The sequence below is a fragment of the Aeromonas encheleia genome (assembly GCF_900637545.1).
Lineage (GTDB): Bacteria > Pseudomonadota > Gammaproteobacteria > Enterobacterales > Aeromonadaceae > Aeromonas > Aeromonas encheleia.
Window position 1 is genome coordinate 1,297,311 of the sequence record NZ_LR134376.1, and the last position, 21,696, is coordinate 1,319,006.

25 protein-coding genes are annotated in these 21,696 nt (G+C 62.4%); 24 read left to right on the forward strand and 1 reads right to left on the reverse strand.

The window, feature by feature from the left end:
* Positions 1-16 precede the first annotated feature (16 nt).
* The 23 genes from flhF (at position 17) to EL255_RS06310 (ending at position 20,368) form a co-directional block, all read left to right on the forward strand.
* Positions 17-1,432 carry a flagellar biosynthesis GTPase FlhF gene (gene flhF, locus EL255_RS06200; RefSeq protein WP_042652596.1) on the forward strand — a complete coding sequence of 472 codons (1,416 nt, stop codon included), beginning with the start codon at positions 17-19 and terminating at the stop codon, positions 1,430-1,432.
* Positions 1,425-2,309, forward strand: a complete 885-nt coding sequence (locus EL255_RS06205) for a MinD/ParA family protein (protein ID WP_042652595.1) — start codon at positions 1,425-1,427, stop codon at positions 2,307-2,309. The genes flhF and EL255_RS06205 overlap by 8 nt, the downstream gene beginning before the upstream one ends.
* Positions 2,302-3,021, forward strand: coding sequence for an RNA polymerase sigma factor FliA (locus tag EL255_RS06210; RefSeq protein ID WP_042652594.1), 720 nt, complete (start codon positions 2,302-2,304; stop codon positions 3,019-3,021). The genes EL255_RS06205 and EL255_RS06210 overlap by 8 nt, the downstream gene beginning before the upstream one ends.
* Before the next feature lie 123 nt (positions 3,022-3,144).
* Positions 3,145-3,516 (forward strand): chemotaxis response regulator CheY, encoded by a 372-nt coding sequence (gene cheY / locus EL255_RS06215; RefSeq protein ID WP_425278782.1) that lies wholly within the window; start codon positions 3,145-3,147, stop codon positions 3,514-3,516.
* 12 nt (positions 3,517-3,528) lie between these two features.
* Positions 3,529-4,269, forward strand: coding sequence for a protein phosphatase CheZ (locus EL255_RS06220; protein WP_042652593.1), 741 nt, complete (start codon positions 3,529-3,531; stop codon positions 4,267-4,269).
* 11 nt (positions 4,270-4,280) lie between these two features.
* A complete protein-coding gene (locus tag EL255_RS06225; RefSeq protein WP_042652592.1) occupies positions 4,281-6,404 on the forward strand; it encodes a chemotaxis protein CheA in 2,124 nt (707 codons plus the stop codon).
* Positions 6,405-6,436: 32 nt separating this feature from the next.
* Complete coding sequence (locus EL255_RS06230) at positions 6,437-7,549, forward strand: protein-glutamate methylesterase/protein-glutamine glutaminase (RefSeq protein WP_042652591.1); 1,113 nt, start codon at positions 6,437-6,439, stop codon at positions 7,547-7,549.
* Positions 7,550-7,551: 2 nt separating this feature from the next.
* Positions 7,552-8,289, forward strand: a complete 738-nt coding sequence (locus EL255_RS06235; protein ID WP_042652590.1) for a flagellar motor protein — start codon at positions 7,552-7,554, stop codon at positions 8,287-8,289.
* 2 nt (positions 8,290-8,291) lie between these two features.
* A complete protein-coding gene (locus tag EL255_RS06240) occupies positions 8,292-9,209 on the forward strand; it encodes a flagellar motor protein MotB (RefSeq protein WP_042652589.1) in 918 nt (305 codons plus the stop codon).
* Positions 9,210-9,213: 4 nt separating this feature from the next.
* Positions 9,214-10,008 carry a ParA family protein gene (locus tag EL255_RS06245; RefSeq protein WP_042652588.1) on the forward strand — a complete coding sequence of 265 codons (795 nt, stop codon included), beginning with the start codon at positions 9,214-9,216 and terminating at the stop codon, positions 10,006-10,008.
* Positions 10,005-10,880: a chemotaxis protein CheW gene (locus EL255_RS06250; RefSeq protein ID WP_042652587.1), complete on the forward strand. Its 876-nt coding sequence runs from the start codon at positions 10,005-10,007 to the stop codon at positions 10,878-10,880. Before EL255_RS06245 ends, EL255_RS06250 begins: the two co-directional genes overlap by 4 nt.
* A 69-nt stretch (positions 10,881-10,949) precedes the next feature.
* Positions 10,950-11,438, forward strand: coding sequence for a chemotaxis protein CheW (locus tag EL255_RS06255; protein WP_005333026.1), 489 nt, complete (start codon positions 10,950-10,952; stop codon positions 11,436-11,438).
* 95 nt (positions 11,439-11,533) lie between these two features.
* Positions 11,534-11,920: a DUF2802 domain-containing protein gene (locus tag EL255_RS06260; protein WP_042652586.1), complete on the forward strand. Its 387-nt coding sequence runs from the start codon at positions 11,534-11,536 to the stop codon at positions 11,918-11,920.
* Between the two features lie 174 nt (positions 11,921-12,094).
* Positions 12,095-12,730 (forward strand): cytochrome c biogenesis heme-transporting ATPase CcmA, encoded by a 636-nt coding sequence (gene ccmA, locus EL255_RS06265; RefSeq protein ID WP_042652585.1) that lies wholly within the window; start codon positions 12,095-12,097, stop codon positions 12,728-12,730.
* Between the two features lie 69 nt (positions 12,731-12,799).
* Positions 12,800-13,468 carry a heme exporter protein CcmB gene (ccmB, locus tag EL255_RS06270; RefSeq protein WP_042652843.1) on the forward strand — a complete coding sequence of 223 codons (669 nt, stop codon included), beginning with the start codon at positions 12,800-12,802 and terminating at the stop codon, positions 13,466-13,468.
* A gap of 163 nt (positions 13,469-13,631) precedes the next feature.
* A complete protein-coding gene (locus tag EL255_RS06275; protein ID WP_042652584.1) occupies positions 13,632-14,372 on the forward strand; it encodes a heme ABC transporter permease in 741 nt (246 codons plus the stop codon).
* Between the two features lie 2 nt (positions 14,373-14,374).
* A complete protein-coding gene (gene ccmD, locus EL255_RS06280) occupies positions 14,375-14,581 on the forward strand; it encodes a heme exporter protein CcmD (protein ID WP_042652583.1) in 207 nt (68 codons plus the stop codon).
* Positions 14,578-15,069, forward strand: a complete 492-nt coding sequence (gene ccmE, locus EL255_RS06285; RefSeq protein ID WP_042652582.1) for a cytochrome c maturation protein CcmE — start codon at positions 14,578-14,580, stop codon at positions 15,067-15,069. Before ccmD ends, ccmE begins: the two co-directional genes overlap by 4 nt.
* Before the next feature lie 159 nt (positions 15,070-15,228).
* Positions 15,229-17,184: a heme lyase CcmF/NrfE family subunit gene (locus EL255_RS06290; RefSeq protein ID WP_042652581.1), complete on the forward strand. Its 1,956-nt coding sequence runs from the start codon at positions 15,229-15,231 to the stop codon at positions 17,182-17,184.
* Positions 17,181-17,711 carry a DsbE family thiol:disulfide interchange protein gene (locus EL255_RS06295; RefSeq protein WP_042652580.1) on the forward strand — a complete coding sequence of 177 codons (531 nt, stop codon included), beginning with the start codon at positions 17,181-17,183 and terminating at the stop codon, positions 17,709-17,711. Before EL255_RS06290 ends, EL255_RS06295 begins: the two co-directional genes overlap by 4 nt.
* Before the next feature lie 11 nt (positions 17,712-17,722).
* The gene (locus EL255_RS06300; protein WP_042652579.1) at positions 17,723-18,202 is read left to right on the forward strand and encodes a cytochrome c-type biogenesis protein; all 480 of its coding nucleotides are present in this window, start codon (positions 17,723-17,725) and stop codon (positions 18,200-18,202) included.
* Positions 18,199-19,479, forward strand: coding sequence for a c-type cytochrome biogenesis protein CcmI (gene ccmI, locus EL255_RS06305; RefSeq protein WP_042652578.1), 1,281 nt, complete (start codon positions 18,199-18,201; stop codon positions 19,477-19,479). The genes EL255_RS06300 and ccmI overlap by 4 nt, the downstream gene beginning before the upstream one ends.
* A gap of 79 nt (positions 19,480-19,558) precedes the next feature.
* Positions 19,559-20,368: an MlaA family lipoprotein gene (locus EL255_RS06310; protein WP_042652577.1), complete on the forward strand. Its 810-nt coding sequence runs from the start codon at positions 19,559-19,561 to the stop codon at positions 20,366-20,368.
* 104 nt (positions 20,369-20,472) lie between these two features.
* Here the strand turns inward: EL255_RS06310 and sodB are convergent, their stop codons facing one another.
* Positions 20,473-21,057, reverse strand: coding sequence for a superoxide dismutase [Fe] (sodB, locus tag EL255_RS06315; protein ID WP_042652576.1), 585 nt, complete (start codon positions 21,055-21,057; stop codon positions 20,473-20,475).
* Between the two features lie 286 nt (positions 21,058-21,343).
* On the opposite strand from sodB, the gene EL255_RS06320 reads away from it, so the two are divergent.
* The gene (locus EL255_RS06320; protein ID WP_042652575.1) at positions 21,344-21,688 is read left to right on the forward strand and encodes a Grx4 family monothiol glutaredoxin; all 345 of its coding nucleotides are present in this window, start codon (positions 21,344-21,346) and stop codon (positions 21,686-21,688) included.
* Positions 21,689-21,696 lie beyond the last annotated feature (8 nt).

The window sequence follows — 21,696 nt, forward strand, 5'->3', positions numbered from 1 at the left end:
TTAGCGGAGATGACGGGTGAAGATTAAGCGGTTTTTTGCCAAAGACATGCGCACGGCCCTGGCCGAGGTCAAGGAGACACTCGGGCCGGATGCTGTCATCATGTCCAACAAGAAGGTCACCGGTGGGGTGGAGATAGTCGCCGCTGTCGATTATCAGTCCCAGGTGCCCGGACCCAAAGATGCGCCGGTTCGCCGTCAGTTGAACGATGAGAGCGTCAATATCTCGTCTGCGGGCAAGCAGATGACACGCCCTGCGCCGCCCAAGGAGCAGAACGAATACTATGCCGACACCCTGGCGGCCCTGCTGGCACGCCAGCAGAAACTCAACCCCGCCAATCCGGCGGCGAGTGGCAATCAGTCCGCCGGTCTGGTGTCGGCCAATACGGCCCCCAGAACCCTGGCCGAACAGGGCCAGTGGGGCGCCGCCCCCGAACCCGTCAAGCCCAAGGCTCGTCCTGCGCCCGGCCCGCGTCCTGCCCAACCCGCCCAGCGGGATCAGGAGATGGAAGGGATGCGCAAGGAGATGGCCAGTATTCGCAAGCTGCTCGAGCACCAGATCTCCGGCCTGATGTGGCAGGAGGTGGAGCGCCGCGAGCCGATGCGGGCGCTGCTCATCAAGGAACTCAAGAAGATGGGCTTCGATGATGCCTTCGCCGACCAGCTCGCCGGGCTGATCCCGGAGGAGATGCCCATTCATCAGGCCATGGCCCAGCTGGCCGAGGTACTGACGGCCCAGCTCAAGATCAGCGAAGACGACATCCTGCGCCAGGGCGGTGCCGTGGCGCTGCTCGGCCCGACCGGGGTGGGCAAGACCACCACCATCGCCAAGCTGGCGGCCCGCTTCGCCATGAAATACGGCGCCGAGCAGGTGGCCCTCATCACCACCGACAACTACCGGATCGGGGCCCACGAGCAGTTGCAGACCTATGGTCGCATCATGGGCTGCCCGGTGCGCCAGGTGAGGGACGCCGAGGAGCTGGCCAATGCGCTCTATCAGTTCCGCAACCGCCGGCTGGTGCTCATCGATACCGCCGGGGTGGGTCAGCGGGACATCCGCCTGACCGAGCAGCTCGACACCCTGGTCAAGAACGCCAAGGTGCGCATTCGCAGTTATCTGGTCATGTCGGCGACGTCCCAGCGCCGGGTGATGCAGGAGGCGGTGGATCACTTCCGGCGCATCCCGCTCTCCGGCTGCATCCTGACCAAGCTGGACGAGAGCCTGAACCTGGGTGAAGTGATCAACGTATGCATCCAGAACGCGCTGCCCATCAGCTACATCACCGATGGACAGCGGGTGCCGGAAGATATTCAAGTTGCCAACGCGGCGCTGCTGGTCGGTGCCGCCATGGGTTCGCTGGAGCGGGAAACAGAAGATCCCTACTTCTGGGGTTCAGGTTTTGGCGAGGCCGAAGATTCGGAGTTTTATGAGTAACATCTATATGGATCAGGCGAGTGGTCTGCGCAAAATGCGTCAAAACAATCGAGTTAAAGTGATCGCCGTGTCCGGAGGCAAGGGGGGCGTGGGCAAGACCAACGTCACCCTGAACGTGGCGGGAGCCATGGCCGCCCAGGGCAAACGGGTGTTGGTGCTGGATGCCGACCTTGGCCTGGCCAACGTCGACGTCATGCTGGGGCTGCGGGTGCATCGCAACCTGTCCCATGTGCTGGCCGGGGAGTGCACCATAGACGACATCATCGTCGAGGGGCCCTACGGCATGATGATAGTGCCGGCCACCTCGGGGACCCAGTCCATGGTCGAGCTCTCGCCGGTGCAGCATGCCGAGCTCATCCGTGCCTTCAGCGAGATGAAGACCCAGGTCGACGTGCTGCTGGTGGACACGGCGGCGGGGATCTCCGACATGGTGCTGAGCTTCACCCGTGCGGCCCAGGACATCATGGTGGTGGTGTGCGATGAGCCCACCTCCATCACCGATGCCTACGCCCTCATCAAGATCCTCTCCAAGGATCACGGCGTGTTCCGTTTCAAGGTGGTGGCCAACATGGTGCGCTCCTTGCGCGAGGGGCAGGAGCTCTTCGCCAAGCTGACCCGGGTCACCGACCGTTTCCTGGATACCTCGCTGGAGCTGGTGGCTTGTGTGCCCTACGACACCAACCTGCGCGCCGCCGTGCGCAAGCAGAAGCTGATCGTCGAGGCCTTCCCCAAGTCACCGGCCGCCCTGGCGTTTCGCGCCCTGGCCAACAAGGCGGCGAGCTGGCCCATCCCGCATCAGCCAGGGGGGCATCTCGAATTTTTCCTGGAAAATTTATTGCAAAAGCCGGTCATAGCACAGGAAGACTCCCGTGAATAAAACCCAAGCATACTTGCGTCATCAGGATTCCTATGTGCTGGTCGAGCGTCATGCTCCGCTGGTTAAACGGATCGCCCAGCATTTATTGGCTCGCCTGCCAAGCAGTGTCTTGCTGGATGACCTGATCCAGGCAGGTATGATTGGGCTGCTCGAAGCCTCCCGCAATTTTGACGGCAGCAAGGGCGCCAGCTTTGAAACCTATGCCGGCATCCGCATCCGCGGTGCCATGCTCGACGAGATCCGCCGTGGCGACTGGGTGCCGCGCTCGGTCCACCGCAACAGCCGCGCCATCGCCGAGGCCATCGAGAACGTGGAGCAGGTGCACGGTCGCGATGCCAGAGACACCGAGGTGGCGGCCCAGATGGGCGTCTCCCTCGGTGAATACCACGCCATGCTGCAGGATGTCTCCTGCGGCAAGATCATCGGCATCGAGGATCTCGGGGTCAGCGAGGATGTGATAGGGCATCCCGATGACGCCAGCGGTCATGGCGGCTTCGACGATCTGGCGGCCGAGCGTTTCCAGGGCGCCCTGGCCGAGCATATCTCCCGCCTGCCCGAGCGCGAGGCGCTGGTGCTCTCCCTCTATTACGACGAAGAGCTGAACCTGCGCGAGATCGGCGAGGTGTTGAGCGTGAGTGAGTCTCGGGTGAGCCAGATACACAGTCAGGCCATGCACAGATTGCGTGCCCGCCTGCGAGATTGGAATTTATAAGTGGTTGTACTGGCTACACTGGAACGCAACTCTAAGGCATAATTCGCAGCATAAAACCTGCATTCTGCATCATGTAAGTGAGCCGTTTTTGCGGCTATTTAGGAGGGAATTTTGGACAAGAACATGAAAATCCTCATCGTGGATGATTTTTCAACGATGCGCCGGATTATCAAGAACTTGCTGCGTGACCTGGGATATAACAATACCCATGAAGCAGACGATGGCAACACGGCGCTGCCGATGTTGAAAAATGGCGACTTCCAGTTTGTGGTCACCGACTGGAACATGCCTGGCATGCAGGGCATCGACCTGCTCAAGGCGATCCGTCTCGATGACAAACTCAAGCACCTGCCGGTGTTGATGGTGACTGCCGAAGCCAAGCGCGAGCAGATCATCGAAGCCGCTCAGGCCGGGGTCAATGGCTACATCGTCAAGCCGTTCACCGCCGCCACTCTCAAAGAGAAGCTCGACAAAATCTTTGAACGCATCGGCTAAGGAGTGGCAGGGATGACGGCCAAAACGAGTGCCATGATCTCGCTCGAGCAGGCAAGGATGCTGGTTGCCCACCTCGAGCAAGGTGAATTTGAACAGGCCGATACCATCCTCGCCGATGTGTGTGCCCCCAATGCCGCCGCCCTGTTTGACAGGGTCGGCCAGCTTACCCGCCAACTGCACGACTCTTTACAGGACTTTCGGCTGGATCCCAGGATCCCCGACCTGGCCACCCACGAGATCCCCGATGCCCGGGAGCGTCTGAGCTATGTCATCGACATGACGGACAAGGCCGCCAATCGCACCATGGATGCGGTCGAGGCCAGTCTCCCCATTGCCGATCGGCTCAATGACAACATCCAGCTGGTGATGCCCAATTGGAATGCCTTGATGAGCCGGGATCTTGAGCTGGGCCAGTTCAAGGCACTCTGCCATCAACTGAATGATTTTATTAAGGCTTCGGAGACGGATGCCGATAAGTTACGACAACTGCTGACGGAAATCCTGATGGCACAGGACTTTCAGGATTTAACCGGCCAGATGATCCGCAAGGTCATCAAGCTGGTGCAGGAAGTTGAAACGAAGTTGATAGAGATGCTGACCATGTTTGGTGAGGCAGCCATCGAGCATTCGGTGCGCAGCTTGCCGGCAAGCGGCATCGAGGCAGAAGGTCCCATCATGAACCCTGAGACAAGGTCTGATGTGGTCAATGGCCAGGATGATGTGGACGATCTGCTGTCTAGTCTGGGATTCTAATGGAGTGACGCATGGCCTTCGAAGTTGATGAAGACATACTGCAAGACTTTTTGGTCGAAGCATCAGAAATATTGGAACAGTTGTCTGAACAACTGGTCGACTTGGAAAAGCGACCCGATGACAAGAATCTGTTGAATGCCATCTTCCGCGGCTTCCACACCGTCAAGGGTGGAGCCGGTTTCCTCTCCCTGACCGAACTGGTGGATGTCTGCCACGGCGCCGAGAACCTGTTCGACCTGCTGCGCAACGGCAAGCGGACCCTGAGCGCCGAGCTGATGGATGTCATTTTACAGGCGCTGGATGCCATCAACGTCATGTTTGCCCAGGTACAGAACCGGGAGCCGACCAGCCCAGCCTCTGCCGATCTCCTGCACGACCTGCACGAGCTGTGCAAACCCGAGGGGCAGGAGCAGCTGCGCACCGTCGCCGCTGCGGCCATAGTCCCGCCGCCTGCCCCCGAGCCGGTGAGCATACCCGCCGCCGTGAATGGCGGTGGCTCCATCGATGAAATTTCCGCCGATGAATTCGAGCGCCTGCTGGACGAACTGCACGGTGCTGGCAAGGCGCCGACGGTCTCCGCCGCGCCGGTGTTGAGTGGCTCCGGCGACATCACGGACGACGAGTTCGAGGCGCTGCTCGACCAGCTGCACGGCCAGGGTCAGCACGGTGGTGCGCCGGATCTCGGCCCGCTGCAGTCGGTCCAGCAAGAGGTGGACGCGCTCATCGACGATGACGAGTTTGAACGCCTGCTCGATGAGCTGCACGGCCGTGGCCAGGCGCCCCAACACAGCATGGCGTCCCCGATGACGCTCCCGGCCGCCCCGGCACCGACTCCGGTCCAGCTCAGTGCGCCGGTCGCGGCCAGCTCAGCGCCCGCCAAGCCAGCCCCAACACCGGCCAAACCGGCCCCGGCACCCGCTCCTGCCAAGCAGGCGGCTCCCGCCGAGAGCGGCAATGCGATGCAGAACGACACCACGGTGCGGGTGGATACCAAGACCCTGGACGTCATCATGAACATGGTGGGTGAGCTGGTGCTGGTGCGCAACCGCCTGGTGAGCCTCGGCATCGCCAGCAACGACGAGGAGATGTCCAAGGCGGTGGCCAACCTGGACGTGGTGACGGCGGATCTGCAGGGGGCGGTCATGAAGACCCGCATGCAGCCCATCAAGAAGGTATTCGGTCGCTTCCCCCGGGTGGTGCGCGATCTGGCCAGGACCCTCAAGAAAGACATCGAATTGATCATGGTCGGGGAGGAGACGGATCTCGACAAGAACCTGGTCGAGGCCCTGGCCGATCCCCTGGTGCACTTGGTGCGCAACTCCTGTGATCACGGCGTCGAGATGCCGGATGTGCGGGAGAAGGCGGGCAAGCCCCGCCAGGGCACCATCACCCTGAGCGCCTCCCAGCAGGGGGATCACATCCTGCTCTGCATCGAGGATGACGGCGCCGGCATGGATCCGGAGAAGCTGAAATCCATCGCCATCAGCCGCGGCGTGCTCGATGCCGACAGCGCGGCGCGCATGAGCGACAACGATGCCTACAACCTGATCTTCGCCCCCGGTTTCTCCACCAAGTCGGAGATCTCCGACATCTCGGGCCGTGGCGTCGGCATGGACGTGGTGAAGACCAGCATCGTCAGCCTCAATGGCTCGGTGCACATAGATTCGACCTGGGGCAAGGGCACTCGCCTCGAGATCAAGGTCCCGCTCACCCTGGCCATACTGCCGACCCTGATGGTGGAAGTGGGGGCTCAGACCTTCGCCCTGCCGCTCGGCTGCGTGAACGAAATTTTCCATCTGGACCTGAAGAAGGCCAACGTGGTGGATGGCCAGCTCACCATCATAGTGCGTGACAAGGCGATCCCGCTGTTCTACCTGCACAAGTGGCTGGTACGCGGCGCCGGCAAGACGGCGCGCCAGGACACCGGCCACGTGGTCATAGTTCAAATTGGCACCCAGCAGGTGGGCTTCGTCGTGGACAACCTCATCGGTCAGGAAGAGGTGGTGATCAAGCCCTTGGACAACCTGCTGCAGGGCACCCCCGGCATGGCCGGCGCCACCATCACCAGCGACGGCGGCATCGCCCTCATTCTGGATGTACCCAGCCTGCTCAAGGCCTATGCGCGCCGGCACTGATCGTTCCGACCCGAGGAGTTAGAAGAATAACAATGGCAGTCAAGGTATTAGTGGTCGACGATTCGAGCTTCTTCCGCCGCAGGGTCAGCGAAATCATCAATCAGGATCCCCTGATGACGGTGATCGACACGGCCCAGAATGGACGGGAGGCGGTGGACAAGGCGCTGCAGTTGCGGCCCGACGTCATCACCATGGACATAGAGATGCCGGTACTCGACGGCATCAGCGCCGTGCGCGAGATCATGGCCAAGTGTCCCACCCCCATACTGATGTTCTCCTCGCTGACCCACGATGGCGCCAAGGCGACCTTGGATGCGCTGGACGCCGGTGCCCTCGACTTTCTCCCCAAGAAGTTCGAAGACATCGCCCGCGACAAGGACGAAGCGGTCAGGCTGTTGCAGCAGCGGGTCAGGGAGATCGCCCGCAAGCGCTTCCTGATGGCGGCCAAGCCCAGGGTGGCGGAGCCCGTGGTACGGCCCGTCCCGGGTAGCACCACGGCTCGCCCCGGCGAGCGAGCGCCCGAGCCGGTACGCGCGCCGAGCGCCCCCGCGAGCTTCAAGCGCAGCGGCAAGAGCTATCAGCTGGTGGCCATCGGCACCTCCACCGGCGGACCAGTGGCGTTGCAAAACGTGCTGACCAAGCTGCCGGGGGATTTCCCTCACCCCATCTTGCTGATCCAGCACATGCCGGCGACCTTTACCGCGGCCTTCGCCGCCCGTCTCAACGGCCTGTGCCTGATCGGGGTCAAGGAGGCGGAGGACGGTGACGTGGTGAAACCGGGTCAGGCCTACCTTGCACCGGGCGGCAAGCAGATGCTGCTGGAAGGGCGCGGGCCAGGGGCACGCATCCGTATCATAGAGGGCAATGACAAGGTCAACTACAAGCCCTGCGTCGACATCACCTTCGCCTCGGCGGCCAAGATCTATGGCGACAAGGTGCTCGCCATAGTGCTGACCGGCATGGGCGCCGACGGCCGGGATGGCGCTCGTCTGCTCAAGGAGCAGGGGTCCACCATCTGGGCGCAGGATGAAGCCTCCTGTGTCGTCTACGGCATGCCGCAGGCGGTCGCCAAGGCCGGCATCGCGAGCGAGTCGCTGCCGCTGGATCGGGTGGCGCAGCGCATCCTGGTCGAGTTGGGCCGCTAACCGTGGGCATCCTCGGTCTGTTGCTGGCGTTGGGGGCCGTGGCCGTTGCCCAGTGGTGGCACGGCGGTACCCTGCTGACCCTGCTGGACGGCCCGGCCTTCGTCATAGTGGTGGGCGGCACCTGGGGCGCGGTGATCCTGCAGACGCCCCGCAAATACCTGCTGGCGGCGCTCAGGCAAGCCGGCTGGATGCTGTTCCCCCCGCACTGGGATCTGCGTCAGCAGGCGGAGCGGCTGCAGACCTGGGCCGTCTTCGCTCGCCAGCAAGGCTTGCTGGCGCTGGAAGACCAGGCCGACGCCGAGGCCGATCCCTTCACCCGTCAGGGCCTCAGCATGATAGTGGACGGGGTCTCCATCGAAGACATCCGCATGCTGCTGGAGGCGGACATCGACATCGAACAGGAGCGCAACGAGCACGCCGCCAGGGTGTTCGAGGCCATGGGGGGCTACAGCCCGACCATCGGCATCATAGGCGCCGTGATCGGCCTCATCCAGGCCATGTTTCACCTGGATGAACCGAACACGCTCGGTGCCGGCATCGCCATCGCCTTCGTCGCGACCATCTACGGGGTGGGCTTCGCCAACCTGCTCTATCTACCGGTGGCCAACCGCCTGCGGGCGTTCCATTACCAGTACGGTCTCTATCAGGAGATGACCCTGGAGGGGCTGCTGGCCATCGCCCATGGCGAGAATGGTCTGCAGGTTGAACGGCGGTTGAAGGCCTATCTGAAAGGGGAATAGCCATGCGCAAGCGTTACCGTTTGCATCTGCAAGGGCGAGAGCATCTCGACCGCTGGCTGGTTTCCTATGCCGATTACATGACGCTCATCTTTGCGCTCTTCGTGGTGCTCTACTCCGTGGCCATCGTCAACAAGGAGAAGTATCGCGCCGTCATCGACGGCATGACCCAGGCGTTCAACCAGCAGGTGGTGCCGCGCAGCGACGGCTTGCTGGACGGGCAGGGCAAGTCCCTGCTGAATCAGCCGGTGTCGGCCGCCCCCTCGCTGCTGGAGAGCACGGCGTCCCCGTCGCCTTCCCTTGCCCCCATCTCCGGCGTGCCGATCCAGCAGGACGGCACGGCCCTCGCCACCATTGATCTGCAACTGCAGCAGTCCATGGGCGCGCTGGTCGAGGCCGGGGTGGTCAAGCTGGCGCAGGATGACAACTGGCTGACGGTGGAGCTGAGCTCTGGGCTGCTGTTCAACAGCGGCAGCGCCTTCCTGGGGGCCAATGCCGCCCCGGTGCTCGATACGCTTTCAGGTATTCTGAAACCGGTCGATAACTACATCAGGGTGCGGGGTTATACGGATAACCAGCAGATAAACAATGAAATTTTTCGCTCCAATTGGGCACTGTCTGCCGCGCGGGCCGAGGCCGTGCTCGGCGCCCTGGTCGCCAAGGGGATAGCGCCCCAGCGACTCGCCTACGAGGCCTATGGGGAATTTTCGCCCTTCGCCGATAACGGCAGTGAACAGGGGCGGTTACAGAATCGCAAGGTCGTGGTCGCCATCTCAAGGTTCGCCTGGGTGTCGCCACCTGCTCCCGTCAGACCCGTGACGGAACCATCTGTCCCGGCCGCGCAACAGGCGGCGGAGGCGGAGGACGTCAGGGTAGTGACGCTGCCCGGTGGTGGCATACGAATAACAACAAGACAGGATTGATACATTGATTGTTTGGACGGTTGCCAATCAGAAAGGTGGAGTCGGTAAAACCACCACAGTGGTCTCCCTCGCGGGCATCCTGGCCCAGCGTGGCCAGCGCGTGCTGCTGATCGACACCGACCCTCACGCCTCCCTGACCTCCTATTTCGATTTCGATTCGGACCGGCTGGACGGCACCCTGTACGAGCTGTTCCAGGCGGCCAAGCCGAGCAGCGATCTGGTCAACCGGATGACGCTCAAGACCCGGTTCGAGAATATTCATCTGCTGCCCGCCTCCATCACCCTGGCGACCCTGGATCGGGTGATGGGCAACCGGGAGGGCATGGGGCTGGTGCTCAAGCGTGCCCTGCTGCGGGTGCAGGATCAGTACGACTATGTGCTGATCGATTGCCCGCCGGTGCTGGGGGTGATGATGGTCAACGCCCTGGCGGCCTGCGATCGGATCCTGGTGCCGGTGCAGACCGAATTTTTGGCCCTCAAGGGGCTGGAGCGGATGATGAAGACCTTCGAGATCATGCAGCGATCCAAGCGGGACAAGTTCCGCTATACCGTCATCCCGACCATGTTTGACAAGCGCACCCGTGCCTCCCTGATGACCCTGCAGTCCATCAAGGAGCAGTATGGCGAGGCGGTCTGGAATGCCGTCATCCCCATCGACACCAAGTTCAGGGATGCCAGCCTGCTGCACGTTCCGCCCTCCATCTATGCACCGGGCAGCCGTGGCACCTATGCCTACGAGACCCTGCTCAACCATCTCGATGCCCAGGAGCGTCAACGGCGCCAGGAGGTGAAGCCATGAGAGACAGCACCCAGGTTAGGGCTATGGATGATTACTTCCACTCTCTGCTGCTGGACGACGTCCTGCTGCGGGAGAGCCTGGATGAGGAGGCGCCGGCGGCGGACCTGCCCCTGCTGCGCCAGGCTCAGCCCATCGTGCAGCCCGAGGTGATCGTGGCGCCCTATCTCGAGGCCGACCCGCGGCTCGAGCAGCTGAGCGAGCTGCTGGCCCAGGTGAGCCAGGTACAGGACGAGATGGATGTCCTCAGTCATGAGGAAGTCCAGGTCGAGCCCCTGCAGATCGAGGTCGAGGCGAGTGAGCCCGAGCTGAACGACTGGGTGGTGCCAGAGATGGTGCCCGAGCCCGCCGAACCGGCGACCCTGCTGCTCACCGAGCCGGCGCTGGCCTTGGCCGTCGAGGCGGAGCCCGAGCCCTCAACTTGGGAGAACCTGGACACCGGCAACGAGTTTCAGGCGCTCTTCTTCGACGTGGCCGGGGTAACCTTCGCGGTGCCCCTGACCGAGCTCGGTGGCATTCACCAGTTGGGGGAGGTCACCTCCCTGTTTGGTCAGCCGGCCTGGTATCGCGGCATCATGACCTCCCGGGAGCAGAAGATGAACGTGGTGGACACGGCGCTCTGGGTGATGCCGGACAAGACGCTGGACGTCACCGATTACAAGTACCTGATCATGCTGGGAGAGTCCCCCTGGGGGCTGGCCTGCCATCAGCTGAAGGGCACCGAGCTGCTGCGCCGGGATCAGGTGAAATGGCGCCATCAGGAGGGCAAGCGCCCCTGGCTGGCGGGTATGGTCAAGGAGAAGATGTGTGCCCTGCTGCACGTCAGGGAGCTGCTGGTGCTGCTGGGGCGTGGCGTGAACATAGAAGGTCGCTGATTACATCGGCACTGCCGTGATTTTATTGCTAATTTTACCCGTTGACGGGTTCATAAAAGGATTAAGAAGATGACAGAAAAGCGCAATATCGCACAGAATCTGGCCGAAGACGAAGTGCTGCAGTGGGTGACCTTCCAGCTGGAAAACGAGACCTATGGCATCAACGTGATGCAGGTGCAGGAGGTGTTGCGCTACACCGAGATAGCCCCGGTCCCGGGCGCGCCCGACTATGTGCTGGGCATCATCAACCTGCGCGGCAACGTGGTCACCGTCATCGACACCCGTTCCCGTTTCGGTCTGCCGGCGGGGGACGTGAGCGAGAATTCACGCATCGTCATCATAGAGGCGGAGAAGCAGGTGATCGGCATCATGGTCGACAGCGTGGCCGAGGTGGTCTATCTGCGCTCCTCCGAGATCGATGCCGCCCCGGCGGTGGGCACAGAAGAGAGTGCCAAGTTCATCCAGGGGGTGAGCAACCGCGACGGCCAGCTGCTGATCCTGGTTGACCTCAACAAGCTGCTCTCGGACGAAGAGTGGGACGACATCGGTTCCCTGTAACGGCGCGTCAAAAAGTGATACAACAGCGGTCCCGGATATGCCCCGCGGCGATATGATGCCGAGCGGGACCCTGTGATGAGGAAGGTGACAGTTTGATGATTGAATTCGCAGCCTTGGGGTTGTCCTTGTTGGCGCTGGTGCTGGCCCTGGTCGGGCTGTTGGGCAACCGCCGGAGCCGACGAGAGTCCGAGGCCAGGGTAGAGACGCTGCAGGAGCAGCTCGAGAGTCTGCGCAGGCAGATGATGGAGCTGCACACCGGGGCCATCGGCATGGGCCAGCGCCTGCAGTCGGCGGAAGGGGCCATGCAGCAGATCCACGATCGCCAGCAGGAGCTGACCCTGCAGGATCCGGAGCGCCGCCTCTACAGCCGCGCCGCCAAGATGGTGGAGCTCGGCGCCGGTCTCGATGAGCTCATGAGCGAGTGCGAGTTGCCGCAGGCCGAGGCCGAGCTGCTGATCTCCCTGCGCAAGGGACGCTCCTGACGCCTGGTTCATGACGGAGGGGGAGGCGTCTACTCCCCTGTTTTCCCTGCCATATCTTCCCCCGCCAGGGCGCGATCTTCCCCACAAATCCTGCCGATTATTGGCATCTTTGAAAAGACGGTCCCGGATCCTGTGTTAATATGCAGGCCGCCTCATTCGACTGATTAAATCCTCATGCTGCTTCAAGCCAACAATCTGAGCTGCGTGCGTGAAGATCGCACCCTGTTTGAACACCTCTCCTTCGTGGTGGCGCCTGGCGATCTGGTGCAGATTGAAGGCCCCAACGGGGTCGGCAAGACCAGCCTGTTGCGCCTGCTGACCGGGCTGTCCCAGCCCTTTGCCGGCGAGGTGTGCTGGAACGGGGAAGATATCCGGCGTTGTCGCGATGACTATCATGCCAGGCTGCTCTATCTGGGCCATCAGCCCGGCGTCAAGGCGACCCTGACCCCCCTCGAAAACCTCGACTTCTACCAGAAATTGCATGGTACGGCCGCTGCGGCCGTGGATCTGTGGCAGGTGCTGGCCCAGGTCGGCCTCGCCGGTTTTGAGGACTATCCCGCCGGCCAGCTCTCGGCCGGTCAGCAGCGCCGGGTGGCGCTGGCCCGGCTCTGGCTGTCGGACAGGCCGGCCCTGTGGATCCTGGACGAGCCCTTCACCGCCATCGACAAGCAGGGGGTCAAGGTGCTGGAGCGCCTGTTCCTGGCCCACGCGGATCGGGGTGGCATGGTGATCCTCACCACCCATCAGGACTTGACCCTGATGCAGGGGCGCCTGAAGACGCTCTCCCTCACCCCCTTGCGCCAGGAGTAACCCGATGCCGAGCACCGAATGGCCTCCGATGCCGCGCCCCCTGATCCAGCCGATGGCGGTAGGTGGCCCATGCTGAGCGCCGTGCTGACCCTGATCCAGCGCGAGCTGCTGATGGCGCTGCGCCAGCGTGCCGACATCTTCAACCCGCTCTGGTTCTTCCTCATCGTCATCACCCTGTTCCCGCTTGGGATAGGCCCGGAGCCCCAGCTGTTGGCCCGCATTGCCCCCGGCATCATCTGGGTGGCGGCCCTGCTGGCGGCCATGCTCTCCCTTGAGCGGCTGTTTCGCGATGACTTCAGTGACGGCGCCCTGGAGCAGATGATGCTGATGCCCCATCCGCTCGGGCTGCTGGCGCTGGCGAAAGTGGTCGCTCACTGGCTGCTGACCGGCCTGCCGCTGCTGCTGGTCTCCCCCCTGCTCGCCATCTTGCTGTCGCTGGACCTGAAGACCTATCTGGCGGTGGTGGCCACCCTGGCGCTCGGCACCCCTGTGTTGAGCCTGCTCGGGGCGGTCGGGGTCGCGCTGACGGCGGGCCTGCGCAAGGGGGGGGTATTGCTCAGCCTGCTGCTGCTGCCGCTCTATATCCCGGTGCTGATCTTCGCCACCTCCGCCATCGAGGCGGCCAGCATGGGGTTGCCCTATGCCGGCCAGCTGGCGATTCTGGGGGCCATGCTGGTGGGGGCGCTGACCCTGACGCCCCTGGCGATCTCGGCGGCACTGCGGGTCAGCGTCAACTGATTAATTATCATAAAGAGCCTCCTTTGAGGCTTTTTATGGAAAATATAATTGAGATAGATCAAGGGGATGGCCGCTTATTGCTTTGGGGGGATATGATGTTTCCCGGCAGTGGGTATGGTAGGCCTCGCCACTATAAAATTAATAACTGAAAGGTCTGTGAGCTATGTGGAAATGGTTGCACCCTTATGCCAAACCCGAGCGCGCCTATCGGCTAGCGGGATCCCTGCTGCCCTGGTTCGCGGTGATCAGCCTGCTCGCCTTCATCATAGGCACCGTCTGGGGACTGGCGTTCGCCCCCGCGGATTACCAGCAGGGGGACTCCTTCAGGATCATCTATATCCATGTGCCCGCCGCCATCCTCTCCATGGGGGCCTACTCCACCATGGCGGTCGCGGCCTTCATCGGCCTGGTGTGGCAACTGCGCATGGCCGACATGACGGTGGCCGCCGTCGCCCCTGTGGGCGCCGTGTTCACCTTCATCGCCCTCTTTACCGGTGCCGCCTGGGGCAAGCCCATGTGGGGCACCTGGTGGGTCTGGGATGCCCGTCTCACCTCTGAGCTGATCCTGCTGTTCCTCTACCTCGGCGTCATCGCGCTCTACAACGCCTTCAGCGACAAGGTGGTGGCGGGACGCGCCGCCGGCATACTGGCGCTGGTGGGGGTGATCAACCTGCCCATCATTCACTACTCGGTGGAGTGGTGGAACACCCTGCACCAGGGCGCCTCCATCACCAAGTTTGACAAGCCCTCCATCTCGGCCGAGATGCTGTGGCCGCTGCTCATCATGATACTGGCGTTTGCCACCTTCCTCGGTGCCCTGACCCTGATGCGGTTCCGCAATGAGCTGCTGATGCGGGAGTGGCAGCGCCCCTGGGTCGCCGACATCGCCAGACAGGAGAAGTAAGCATGCACTTTGCCTCATTCAGTGACTTCATGGCGATGGGCGGTTACGCCTTCTATGTCTGGCTCTCCTTCGGTCTGACCGGGTTCTGCCTGGTCGGCATCGTCATTTCCACCCGGTTGAAAACCCGCAGCCTGCTCGACGAGATGCGTAACAAGCAGGTGCGCGAGGCCCGTCGCAAGGCGGCCCAGCAGATGGAGAACACCCTATGACCCCGAGACGCAAGAAACGCCTCACCATCATATTGGCGATAAGCCTCGGCCTCGCCGCCGTGATCGGCCTGGTGCTCTATGCCCTCAGCCAGAACATCGACCTCTTCTACACCCCGAGCGAGCTGGTGGAAGGCAAGGGGCCGGACAAGATTAAGCCGGAAGAGGGGCAGCGGCTGCGCATCGGCGGGCTGGTGGTGCCGGGGTCGGTGCAACGGGATCCCCAGAGCCTCAAGGTGGCCTTCAAGCTGATAGACAACGGTGGTCACCTGGTGACGGTGGAATTCGATGGCATACTGCCGGACCTGTTCCGCGAGGGGCAGGGCATAGTGGCCCAGGGCACCCTCAAGGACGCCACTACCGTGGCCGCCTTCGAGGTGCTGGCCAAGCACGATGAGAACTACATGCCGCCGGAAGTGGCCGACGCCACCAATGGCATGCATTTCAAACCTGAATATACCGAGGCGCAGTTGAAGGGAGCCCAGCAATGATCCCGATAGTGCTCGCACCATCTTCCCCGCAGCCTGCCCTTGCTGCGCCGGCGCCATCGAAAGGAGATCGTTCATGACTCCTGCTGTATTGGCGCAATTTTCACCGTCTCATGCCTGTGCACCGGTTCTGGTCGCGGCGCAATTGAAAGGAAGTCAGCCATGATCCCTGAACTGGGGCAATTCGCACTGATCCTGGCGTTTGCCACCGCCCTGCTGCTGGGGAGCTACCCGCTGCTCGGCGCCAAGCTGGGTCGCCTCGGCATGATGTCGGCGGCCCGCCCGCTGGCCTATACCCAGTTCCTGCTGCTGCTGCTGTCGTTCCTCTGCCTGACCTGGGCCTTCGTCGACAACGACTTCACCGTGCAGTATGTGGCCACCAACTCCAACAGCCTGCTGCCGCTCGCCTATCGCATCTCGGCGGTGTGGGGCGCCCACGAGGGCTCCCTGCTGCTGTGGGTGCTGACCCTGGGAGGCTGGACCGCAGCCGTGGCCCTGTTCAGCCGTAGCCTGCCGCTCGATGCGGTGGCGCGGGTGCTCGGCGTGCTGGGGCTGATCTCGGTCGGCTTCACCGCCTTCGTGCTGTTCACCTCGGATCCCTTCACCCGCACCCTGCCGTACTTCCCGGTGGATGGCCGCGATCTCAACCCGCTGCTGCAGGATCCTGGGCTCATCTTCCATCCCCCCATGCTCTACATGGGCTATGTGGGCTTCTCGGTGGCCTTCGCCTTCGCCATCGCCTCCCTGATGACGGGACGGCTGGACGCCACCTGGGCGCGCTGGTCTCGTCCCTGGACCATGGCGGCCTGGGTCTTCCTGACCTTGGGCATAGTGCTGGGCTCCTGGTGGGCCTATTACGAGCTTGGCTGGGGCGGCTGGTGGTTCTGGGATCCGGTGGAAAACGCCTCCTTCATGCCCTGGCTGGCGGGCACGGCCCTGCTGCACTCGCTGGCGGTGAGCGAGAAGCGCGCCACCTTCAAGGCCTGGACAGTGCTGCTGGCGCTGTCCGCCTTCTCCCTGAGCCTGCTCGGCACCTTCCTGGTGCGCTCCGGCGTGCTGGTGTCGGTGCATGCCTTCGCCTCGGATCCGACCCGCGGCCTGTTCATCCTGGGCTTCCTGCTGGCGGTGATCGGCAGCTCCTTGCTGCTGTTCGCCTTCAAGGGTTCCCAGGTGAAGAGCCATGGCAAGCATGAGCTGTGGAGCCGCGAGACCCTGCTGCTTTGCAACAACATACTGCTGGTGGCCGGACTGTTGACCGTACTGCTCGGCACCCTGCTGCCGCTGGTGCACAAGGAGCTTGGGCTCGGCAGCATCTCCATCGGCACCCCCTTCTTCAACCACATCTACAGCTGGCTGATCATCCCGTTCGCCCTGCTGCTGGGGGTTGGTCCGCTGTTCCGCTGGCGCCGCCAGGAGCTCGGTGAGCTCAAGGGCAAGGTGGTGCTGGCGCTGGGACTGAGCCTGGTCGCCGCCTTCGGGCTGCCGCAGCTGTTTGCCGGGGAGTTCAAGCCCTGGGCCGCGCTCGGCATAGGGCTCGGCAGCTGGATCATCATCACCAGCGTGCAGGAGACCTGGGTGCGCGCCACCCACAAGCACAGCTTCAGCACCGGGGTGCGCCGGCTCGGCAACAGCCACTGGGCCATGATCCTGGGCCACGTGGGGCTGGCGGTCAGCATCATCGGCATCGCCTGCACCCAGAACTACAGCATCGAGAAGGACCTGCGCATGCAGGCCGGTGATCGGGTGCAATTTGCCGATTACGAATTCGTGTTCACCGGGATCAGCGAGAAGAACGGCCCCAACTACGACGGCTTCAAGGGCGTGCTGGAGGTGCACAAGGATGGCAAGCAAGTCGCCCTGCTCAAGCCCGAGAAGCGGATGTACAAGGTGAGCCGCATGCCGATGACCGAGGCGGCCATCGACGCCGGCCTTACCCGGGATCTCTACGCGGCGCTCGGCGAGCAGCTCGACAACGGCGCCTGGGCGGTGCGGATCTACTACAAGCCGTTCGTGCGCTGGATCTGGTTCGGCGGCGTCTTCATGGCCATCGGCGGCGTGCTGGCGATGCTGGACAAGCGCTACCGTTTCGGCCGTCGTGAAGAGGAGGCCAAGCCATGAGCAAGAAGACCTGGTTGTTTCTGCTGCCCTTCATCATCTTCCTGCTGGGGGCCGTGTTCCTGTTCAAGGGACTCTATTCCGACCCCACCAAGCTCGAATCCGTGATGGTGGACAAGGAGGTGCCGGTGTTCACCCTGCAGGACATCTATGACCTCAACAAGCAGCATGACAGGAGCATCCTCAAGGGGCGCCCCATGCTGCTCAACGTCTGGGCCACCTGGTGCCCGACCTGCTATGGGGAGCACACCTACCTCAAGCAGCTGGCGGGGCAGGGCATCTATATCGTCGGCATGAATTACAAGGACGAGCGCGACAAGGCCATCAAGTGGTTAGGGGAGCTCGGCAACCCCTATCAGATCAACCTCTATGATCCCGATGGCATGCTGGGGCTGGATCTGGGGGTCTACGGCGCGCCCGAGACCTTCTTCATCGACAGCCAGGGCATCATCCGCTATCGCCATGTGGGGGATATCAACCCCGATGTCTGGGCCTCGACCCTCAAACCCATCTTTGATGCCATGAAGTGAGGGCGCCCCTGATGAAAACGCTTATTGCGTCTCTGTTGCTGCTGGCGGGCCTGTTCGGTGCCGGTCAGGCCCGGGCCGCCATCGACGTCTATAGCTTCGACAGCGATGCCCAGGAGCAGACCTTCCGCGAGCTGACCAAGGAGCTGCGTTGCCCCAAGTGTCAGAACCAGGACATCGCCGACTCCAATGCGGGGCTGGCCAAGGATCTGCGCGACAAGACCTACCAGATGGTGCGCGAGGGCAAGGACAAGCAGGAGGTGGTGGATTACATGGTGGCCCGCTACGGCAACTTCATCCTGTATGACCCGCCCATGATGGCCTCGACCCTGATCCTCTGGCTAGGCCCGCTGCTGGTCATCGTCATCGGCGCCACCACTGTGGTGGTGCGCAGTCGCCGCCGTCCCCTTGCCGCCAAACAGACCGAGGGCGCCCTGAGCGCACAGGAGCAGGCCCGGCTGGCCGCCCTGCTCAAAGAGGAAGAGAAACAATGACCGCATTTTGGATACTGATCGCGGCCCTGCTGGTGCTGGTGAGCCTGGCCCTGATCCTGCCGCTGTGGCGCGGCGAGGGCAGCCAGAGCATCAGCCGCTCGGCGCTCAACAAGCAACTCTATCGCCAGCGCCTGCTGGAGCTCGGCGAGGAGCGTGAGCAGGGCATACTGGCCGAGGAGTCCGAGTCGGTGGTGGAGCTGCAGCGCAGCCTGCTTGACGACATCCCCGACGTGGAGCAGAGTGCCCGCGGTGGCAAGAGTCTGGTCTGGATCCCGGGGGTGCTGGTGCTGGTGGTGGTGAGCCTTGGCCTCTACTACCAGCTCGGCGCCTGGCAAGAGGTGCAGCGCTGGCAGGATGCCAGCAGCCGACTGGGGGAGCTGAGCAACCGCATCCTGGTGGAGCGCGATGCCGAGGTGACCGAGCAGGATCTGCTGGACTTCACCTTAGGCCTGCGCACCCGCCTCAAAGATGAACCGAACGACTATCGTGGCTGGCTGCTGCTGGGTCGCCTGACCCTGGATGGCAACGACCCCGAGATGGCGCGCGAGGCGCTGGAGCGGGCCTATGAGCTGGCGCCGCAGAAGGCCATGGTGGCGGTGCCCTATGCCCAGGCACTGATGATGACGGGGGAGGAGGCGCAGGCGGATCAGCTGCTGCAGGCGGCCATCGCCCAGGATCCCGCCAACATAGAGGCGCGCTCCGTCTACGCCTTCATGGCTCTGCAGAAAGAGGACTTCCAGACCGCACTGAGCCGCTGGCAGGCGATGTTGCCGCTGCTGGAGCAAGGCTCGACTCGCCGTACCATGGTGGAGCGCTCCATCGAGTATGCCGAGCAGCAGCTGCGTCAGCGTGGCATCGCGGTGATGGCCGCGCCGGCCGCTCAGGGCGAGCAGGGCAATGCTCAGACGCAGGCCCAGGTCCTGGCGGTGAAGGAGGGGGAATTCCCGCTGCACATCACCCTGGCTCCCGGCATTCAGTTGCCGGAGGATGCCCATCTGTTTGTGTTTGCGGTGATCCCCAACGGCCCGCCCATGCCGATCGCGGTCAAGCGTATTCCCGGCCCCGGTTTCCCGCTGACCCTGTCGCTGGGTGACGGCGATGCCATGCTGGAAGGCAGCAAACTGGCCAGCTATCCCGAGCTGCAGTTCAAGGCCCGCCTCTCCCGTGGCGGCAACGTCATGAACAAGGAAGGCGCCTTCGAAGGGGTCTCAGTAACAGTCCCCACCAGCTCAATTCCTACGGCGCCGATTGACATCCGCATCGATCACGCCCTCTAATACTCCCTTGGCCCGCCCCTGGAGGGGCGGGCCGCCTATAATTCAGACTGATTCAAAATAAAAAGCTTAGGACTTTCATATGTATCTGCGTTCAGGAGCATTGGCAGTGGCACTGCTATTGGGGGGCTGTGCGGGTGGCCCTCCCAAGCCGGGCCCAGAGAGCCTGGATCTCGAAGAAACCCCGAACCGTCCCGAGGCGACCAGCACGGCCAGCGATCCTCGCGATCCTTTCCAGGGCGCCAACCGAGCCATGTGGGCGGTCAACTATGACGTGCTGGAGCCCTATGTGGCGCGCCCAGTGGTGCATGGCTATGCCCGCTATGTGCCGCAGGGGATGAAGGATGGCATCGACAACCTGGTGGAGAACTTCGACGAGCCGAGCAGCATGGTCAACCACCTGATCACCGGTGATCTCAAGGGGGCGGGGACCAACCTGGGCCGCTTCACCCTCAACACCACTATAGGCCTGCTCGGGATCTTCGACGTGGCCAAGCACGCCGGCCTCGAGCGCAACATGCTGGAGATGGACACCGTGCTCGGCAAGGCCGACATCGGGGATGGGGCCTACATCATGGTGCCGATCTACGGCCCGACCACCACCCGGGAGCTGGTGGGAGACACCATCGATACCATCTACTTCCCCTATGCCCTGCTGACCTTCCCGTTGCGGGTGGTGCACTGGGCGCTGGATGGGCTGGGTACCCGTGCCAAGCTGATCGATCAGGAGCGGATCATCGACAACGCGCTCGATCCTTACGCGCTCACCAAGGACTTCTACCTGCAGTACAACGATGGCAAGGTGACAGGTCGCCAGCCTGAGCTGAAGCAGCAGAAGAAGCAGGAAGACGACAGCAACCTGGATGAGTATCTGGACGAGATCGACCAGTAATCACTCGCTGTGAACATCAAAAGGCGCCTGCGGGCGCCTTTTGATTATGTTACGGCCATAAAAAACGCCCCGCGATGCGGGGCGTTTTGGCAAGAAGGGGCTGATTAGGCAGCCAGGTTCTTGGCCACGAATTCCCAGTTGACCAGGGTCCAGAAGGTTTCCATGTACTTCGGACGCAGGTTGCGGAAATCGATGTAGTAGGCGTGCTCCCACAGGTCGACGGTCAGCAGCGGGGTGGTCCCGGCTTCGGTCAGCGGGCAGCCGGCGTTGGAGGTGTTGACGATGGCCAGGGAGCCGTCGGCTTTCTTCACCAACCAAGTCCAGCTGGAACCGAAGTTGCCGATGGCAGACTTGGTGAACGCATCCTTGAACTCGGCGAAGGAGCCGAACGTCTTGTTGATGGCATCGGCCAGGGCGCCAGTGGGCTCGCCACCGCCGTTCGGGGAGAGGCTGTGCCAGTAGAAGGTGTGGTTCCAGATCTGGGCGGCGTTGTTGAAGATGCCACCAGTGGAGGTCTTGATGATCTCTTCCAGAGACTTGCCTTCAAACTCGGTACCCGGCACCAGGTTGTTCAGGTTGACCACGTAGGTGTTGTGGTGCTTGCCATGGTGGTATTCCAGGGTTTCCTGGGAGATGTGCGGTTCCAGAGCATTGATTGCATAGGGCAGAGCGGGAAGTTCGAATGCCATTTTCTACTCTCCATTGGCTGGACCGTGCGACAGCGACGGTTGCAAGACATTGCGTACTCTTTTCTATTTTGAAAAGAATTGTTCTTGAAATGATAAGGCCTGTGGCCCAAAGCCCGTCGATTGTAGCAGTATCAAAGATGGGCTAACAACTCTTGATTCTCGCCATGACTTGGATCAAGCTGCCGCCTGTTGACCCGCCCTATCTTGCACTTCCCATGGTTTGCCAGTTTGTGGTCTGCCTGGATTGCAGTAGAATGGCCGCCGAAATCGCTCTAGTGAGGCATCTATGGAAACTATTGAAAAGATCAAACAGCAGCTGGCTGACAATCCCATCATCCTTTACATGAAGGGTTCCCCCAAGCTACCCAGCTGCGGTTTCTCTGCCCAGGCTTCCCAGGCCATGATGTCCTGCGGCGAGCCGTTTGCTTACGTCGACATCCTGCAAAACCCGGACATCCGCGCCGAGTTGCCGAAGTTTGCCAACTGGCCCACCTTCCCCCAGCTGTGGGTGGAAGGGGAGCTGGTCGGCGGCTGCGACATCATGATCGAGATGTTCCAGGCCGGCGAGCTGCAGACCCTGATCAAGGAAGTGGCCGCCAAGCACAAGCAGGATGACGCCGTCGCCGAATAAGGTCGCAG